Raw genomic sequence first — 5,918 nt, 5'->3', positions numbered from 1 at the left:
GTGGAATGCAATCAAAAAATGTGGGAGCGGGCTTGCCTGCGATAGTGGTGTGTCAGCCAACACGCCCGGTGGCTGACACAACGCCATCGCGGGCAAGCCCGGCTCCCACAGGGATCACTGTGCATTCACTACAGCGCTACCCTTTCTGATTCGCATCCGATAAGCGATGTAGATAATCCCCACCCACACCGGCATCGCATACACCGACTCGCGAATACCCGGTATCGCCAGCATCACGCTGACAATCATCACCATGAACGCCAGGCACAGGTAGTTGCTGAACGGGAACCAGAAGGTCTTGAACGACGGCGTCACGCCTTGCTCGCCCATGGCCTTGCGGAATTTGATGTGGGTGATGCTGATCAGCGCCCAGTTGATCATCAGCGAGGCAACCACCAGCGCAAACAGCAGCTCCAGGGCACTTTGCGGCGCGACGTAGTTGACCACCACGCACAGCATCGTCACCAGCGCCGAAATCGCCAGGGCCCGAATCGGCACGCCTTGCTTGTTCAGCTTCATCAGTGACTTCGGCGCATCGCCTTGCTCGGCCAGGCCGAACAGCATACGGCTGTTGCAATACACGCCGCTGTTGTACACCGACAGCGCCGCGGTCAGCACCACGAAGTTGAGGATGTGCGCGGCGGTGTCGTTGCCGATCAACGAGAAGATCTGCACAAACGGGCTGCCGCTGTAGGCATCGCCCGAAGCGCCGAGGGTTTGCAGCAGTTGGTCCCACGGGTACAGCGACAGCAGCACGGTGAGTGCGCCGACGTAGAAAATCAGGATGCGGTACACCACCTGATTGATCGCCTTGGGGATCACTTTGCGCGGCTCGCTGGCCTCGGCGGCGGTGATGCCCACCAGCTCCAGTCCACCGAACGAGAACATGATGAACGCCATCGACATCAACAGCCCCATGCCGCCATTCGGGAAGAACCCGCCGTGGCTCCACAGGTTGCTGATGTTGGCTTGCGGGCCGCCGGTGCCGCTGAACAGCAGGTAGCAGCCGAGCACGATCATGCCGACAATCGCCACCACTTTGATGATCGCAAACCAGAATTCGGCTTCACCGAAAAACTTCACGTTCAGGGTGTTGATCAGGTTGACCGCGACAAAGAACACCAGCGCGCTGACCCAGGTCGGGATCTCCGGCCACCAGAACTGGATGTATTTGCCCACGGCTGTCAGTTCGGCCATGCCCACCAGCACGTAGAGCACCCAGTAGTTCCAGCCCGCCAGGAAGCCTGCGTAACCGCCCCAGTATTTGTGCGCGAAGTGGCTGAATGAGCCGGCCACCGGTTCTTCGACGATCATCTCGCCGAGCTGGCGCATGATCAGGAACGCGATAAACCCGGCGATCGCGTAGCCCAGGATCATCGACGGCCCCGCCGACTTGAGTACCCCGGCCGAGCCGAGGAACAACCCCGTGCCAATCGCCCCTCCCAAGGCGATCAGCTGAATGTGCCGGTTTTTCAGGCCACGCTTGAGGCCCACCGGGTTAACCATGTCATCCGCCATTAACATTCCCTTCTACTTGTTTTTCTCAGGGTTGAGTGCACGCCGCATCAGCCCCTCAGAACTGCTGAGGGGTCAGATATTACTCTGCGTAAACTTTTCGTAATACAGCTGAACGCCATCAAGTGCCTGATCCGCCAGCCATTGCTGGATGGATTCGACCATCGGCGGAGGACCGCACAGGTACATATCCGCCGATCTGTCCCGCAATTCGGCCAGGTCGAAATGCTCGGTCAGGTAGCCGCGTTTGCCGGGCCACTCGGGCGCGGGTGCACTCAGCACTTCGGTGTAGCGGAAATCGGCGATTGTCGACGCATAGGCGGCGATGCGTTCGGCTTCGCACAAGTCCTCGGCACCGCGTACGCCGTAATACAGGTGCACCGGCTGGTTGCAGCCGTCGGCAACCAACTGATCGAGCATGCCCAGCAAGGCCGAAAGCCCCGTGCCGCCCGCCACCAGCACCAACGGCTTGGTCACGTGGCGCAGGTAAAACGCACCCAGCGGCGCCTCCATCAACACCTCGTCTCCGACCTGGCAACGCTCGCGCAAGTAGTTGCTCATCACCCCATCGGGCAGCAGGCGCACCAGAAATTGCAGCTGATTGCCCGGGCGATTGGCGAAGGAGTAGGAACGCCAGCTGTCTGTACCGGGCACTGACAGGCGGGCGTATTGGCCGGGCAGAAAATCCAGCACTTGGCCCAGCTGCACCTGCAGGATCGCTGTGCCGGCCGACACCTGCACCACTTCGCTGACCGCGCCGCGCACCTGAATCGGCCCCGGCGCATTGCACAGGCTCGAATCAAAATCGAAGTAGAACGCCGCGTCGGACTTCACACGCGTCTGGCAACTGAGCATCTTGCGTTGTTGCAGGTCGAGTGTTGAAAGGGCTTCTTCGTCGACATAATCCTGGCTGTACTCGCCGGACTCGCAGCGGCCCTGGCAGGTGCCACACACGCCTTCGCGGCAGTCCAGCGGAATCTTGATGCCATTGCGCAGCGCCGCATCCAGCAGGATTTCATTGGCACCCACCGGGAAAAACAGGGTCTTGCCGTCGGCAAAACTGAAGGCCACTTTGTGATTCATATGATTGCTCTCCACGCGTGCGAGTTGATGGGCGACACAAAGCCCGCTCACCACAAAAGCTCAATAGCGCCAAATTTCTGCAGTTACAGGTGGTAGAAATCCAGCACCGAATTGATCGTGTCGTTGAGCAGCAACGCGTGTTTACGGGTGATCAGCCAACTGTCGCCATGCGGTTTGAGGCTGTAAGTGGCGTGCCCGTAAAACTGCTCCGAGGTGGCCAGGCGATAGAACAGCGTGTGCCAGTTCAGCCGCACCTCCAGCGTGGCGTGCTCCTTTTCGGCAATGCGCACGTTGTTGATCAGGTGCAAGGTGCGCGGCATCGGTGTGGCCGACGCCGCCTTGCCGGTGCGCAGACGGAACACGCGGTCTTCCAGGCCCGAACGGTTGGCGTAGTAGATCAGCGACATCTCGCGCTTGGGGTCGCGGGTGTAGACGTGCTCCGAGTCCCATTGCGGCAGGTGGAATTCACTCTGCGGGTCGAACAGCTGCACATAGGCGTCCCAGTCCTGGGCGTCGCACAGTTCGGATTTGCGGTAGAAAAACTGCTCGATCTGGTTCTGCAATTGCGCATTCATCACTTCACCTCCCGCAGTTTCAGCGCTTGCTGATCCAGGCCCTTGAGCAGGAATTGCTGCCAGTTGCGGTGCTGGTTCACGTAGAGGCCTTCATGGGTGAACTCGGTGCCGGTCATGGCCGGTTGAATGCCGATGGCTTCACTGTTAGGCGTGGGCCCGGTTTCCCAGCGGTGGCTGCCGCGTGAGATATCGCTCCAGCGTTCCAGGCGGCCCTGAAAACCGCGTTGGGCTTCGCGGAACTCCACCAGGTCATCCGGCGTGCCCATGCCGGAGACGTTGAAGAAGTCCTCGAACTGGCGAATGCGGTTTTCGCGGTCGGCGTCGGACTCGTTTTTCACCCCCAGGCACTGGCTGATGATCTCGGTCTTGTTCCACGCGATGGGGCGGATGATGCGCAGCTGCGAGCTGATCTGGTCGAGAAAGAACAGGCTCGGGTAGATATTCAGGTTGCGCAGGCGGTGCATCATCCATTCGGCCTTGGGCTGGCCATGTTCTTCGACCAGGCGCGGCATGATGGTGGCGTAGCCGGAACGCACGGTCGGGTTGGGCATGTCGCTGAACAACAGGCTGTGGCCATTGTTGAAGGCGAACCAGCCGTCATCGGTATTCGCGTCGCCGGCGCCGAGCTTGCTGTAGTCCAGCGTGGTGCCTGAGCCCGTGCCGTTCTCGGTGTTCACCTGCTGGCGATGCTGCACCGTGGCCACGTAGTTGTAGTGCACGGTGCTGACGTGATAACCGTCCAGGCCGTTTTCGTTCTGCAGCTTCCAGTTGCCGTCGTAGGTGTAAGCGGATTTGCCCGGCAGCACTTCCAGTTCACCGGTGGCGGACTGGGCGACCATCATGTCGAAGAACACAGTGGCGTCGCCGAGGAAGTCTTGCAGGCTGTCGGTGCCGTTGACGTCCAGGCTGATAAACACAAAGCCCTTGTAGCTTTCGATGCGCGCCTTTTTCAGGCCGCGGGTGGCTTTGTCGAAGCCTTCGGGGTATTCGCCGGGTGCCTTGACCTTCACCAGTCGGCCGTCACTTTTGTAGCACCAGGCGTGGAACGGGCAGGTGAAGGTGGACTGGTTGCCCTTGCCGACCCGGGTCAGCGTGGTGCCGCGGTGCTGGCAGGCGTTGATCAGCGCATTGAGCTGGCCCTCGCCGTCGCGGGTGATGATCATCGGCTGGCGCCCGGCGCGCATCGTCACGAAGTCGTGTTTATTCGCCAGTTCGCTTTCATGGCAGGCGTAGATCCAGTTCTTTTCGAAGATCAGTTCCATCTCCAGGTCGAACAGTTCCGGCTCGGTGAACATGTCGCGTGCAATGCGAAACACTTCGTCGGCGGGGCGAAAATCCAGGCACCCTTCGATAAACGTTTTCCACTGCTCAATGCTTTTTGCACCACTCATGGGAGGCACCTTTTTGATCGGGGCTAATCGGTGGGCCATTAGAGGCAGCGGGGCAGGGCGCGGGCTATCCGCTTAGTCGGGGAACCTGGGCCGGATAATTGGGCGGCAAATACCCAGTTCGGTGCGCGGGGGTGACGCCATGCGCTACTGTCTTGCCAGGCAATGGTCATAAAACGTGGTGGCTTATCCACTTAGTCGGCTGTTGCTATCCACCCAGTTGCAATCGGGCTGGCGTGGCGTAGAACTTGCTGTCTAACCCCAACGACGCGCCGCCAGAGCGCGCAACCGCCTAACCGCCGTGGGTGCACCCTGATGAGCAGCCAAACACGCGATATCCATATTCAACGCTACGACCTTGAAGGCGCTTGCAGCTGGATGTCGGGCATCTGCGGCCCGCATCGCCTGGCGACGTCCACGCCCGAACGCCTGCGGTTTCACCACAGCGCCAATGTGTTCAAGTCGCGCGCCACCACCCTGGGCGTGATCGAATACGGCACCGATGTGACCATCGACATCGAAGACGCCGAGCATTTCAGCAGCTACAGCCTGAGCCTGCCGCTGGTGGGCGAGCAGGAGCTGAGCAAGAACGGTGAGCGCCTGAGTTCAAATCGTGACCAGGGCGTGATCATTTCACCGAACGAGCATCAGGTGCTGGCGATTTCCGGTGATTGCCGCAAGTTGCAGGTGGTGATTACGCGGGCGGCGATGAGCGAATCCCTGGAAGGTTTGCTGCAACGGCCGATTCAAGCGCCGCTGCGTTTTGAGTCGGTGATGGACGCGGTAGACGGCGCTTCGGCGTCGTGGTGGCGCATGGCGCGGTATTTCATTGCCGAACTCGAACGCAGCAGCGAGTTGTACGAGCAGGCGGCGTTTACCCGTGATCTGGAAAGCTCGCTGATCAAGGGCTTGATCCTGGCCCAGCCGAATAACTATTCGGAAGAATTGCGCGATGTGCTGGGCGTGAAGCTGCCGCATTACTTGATCCGGGCGCGCCAGTACATCCACGACAACGCCCGTGAGGACGTGCACCTGGAAGACCTGGAGGTGGCGGCCGGCGTGTCGCGGTTCAAGCTGTTCGATGCCTTTCGCAAATACTTTGCGCTGTCGCCCATGGCGTATTTGAAGAAGTACCGGCTGGGGGGCGTGCGTCAGGAAATGCTTGAACACGGCTCTACGCGTACCATTTCCGAAATTGCCCTGGGCTGGGGCTTCACTCATTTAGGAAGGTTCTCGGCCGAATACCGAAAGCTGTTTGATGAATCGCCGAGCCAGACCTTGCAGCGCAAGCGCCTGCGCAGTATCTGAGCCTGATGAAGATCCAAATGTGGGAGCGGGCTTGCTCGCGAATGCGGTG

Annotated in this window: 5 protein-coding genes; 1 reads left to right on the top strand and 4 read right to left on the bottom strand. The window is 60.1% G+C overall.

The window, feature by feature from the left end; genetic code table 11:
* Positions 1–114: 114 nt before the first annotated feature.
* From WBB95_RS11425 to antA, 4 genes are all read right to left on the bottom strand, one after another.
* A complete protein-coding gene (locus WBB95_RS11425; protein ID WP_424487692.1) occupies positions 115–1,518 on the bottom strand; it encodes an amino acid permease in 1,404 nt (467 codons plus the stop codon).
* Positions 1,519–1,590: 72 nt separating this feature from the next.
* A complete protein-coding gene (gene antC / locus WBB95_RS11420) occupies positions 1,591–2,598 on the bottom strand; it encodes an anthranilate 1,2-dioxygenase electron transfer component AntC (protein WP_424487691.1) in 1,008 nt (335 codons plus the stop codon).
* A gap of 83 nt (positions 2,599–2,681) precedes the next feature.
* The gene (gene antB / locus WBB95_RS11415) at positions 2,682–3,173 is read right to left on the bottom strand and encodes an anthranilate 1,2-dioxygenase small subunit (protein ID WP_424487690.1); all 492 of its coding nucleotides are present in this window, start codon (positions 3,171–3,173) and stop codon (positions 2,682–2,684) included.
* Entirely contained in the window at positions 3,173–4,564 is a 1,392-nt protein-coding gene (gene antA, locus WBB95_RS11410) for an anthranilate 1,2-dioxygenase large subunit (protein ID WP_424487689.1), read from the bottom strand. The genes antB and antA overlap by 1 nt, the downstream gene beginning before the upstream one ends.
* 312 nt (positions 4,565–4,876) lie before the next feature.
* Here antA and WBB95_RS11405 point away from each other — a divergent pair, with 312 nt between their 5' ends.
* Positions 4,877–5,869 carry a helix-turn-helix domain-containing protein gene (locus tag WBB95_RS11405; RefSeq protein WP_424487688.1) on the top strand — a complete coding sequence of 331 codons (993 nt, stop codon included), beginning with the start codon at positions 4,877–4,879 and terminating at the stop codon, positions 5,867–5,869.
* Positions 5,870–5,918: the final 49 nt, after the last annotated feature.

The organism is Pseudomonas sp. (assembly GCF_049645325.1).
GTDB lineage: Bacteria > Pseudomonadota > Gammaproteobacteria > Pseudomonadales > Pseudomonadaceae > Aquipseudomonas.
The sequence above is the reverse complement of the archived record's forward strand: the minus strand, read 5'-3'. Positions and strand labels throughout refer to the sequence as shown.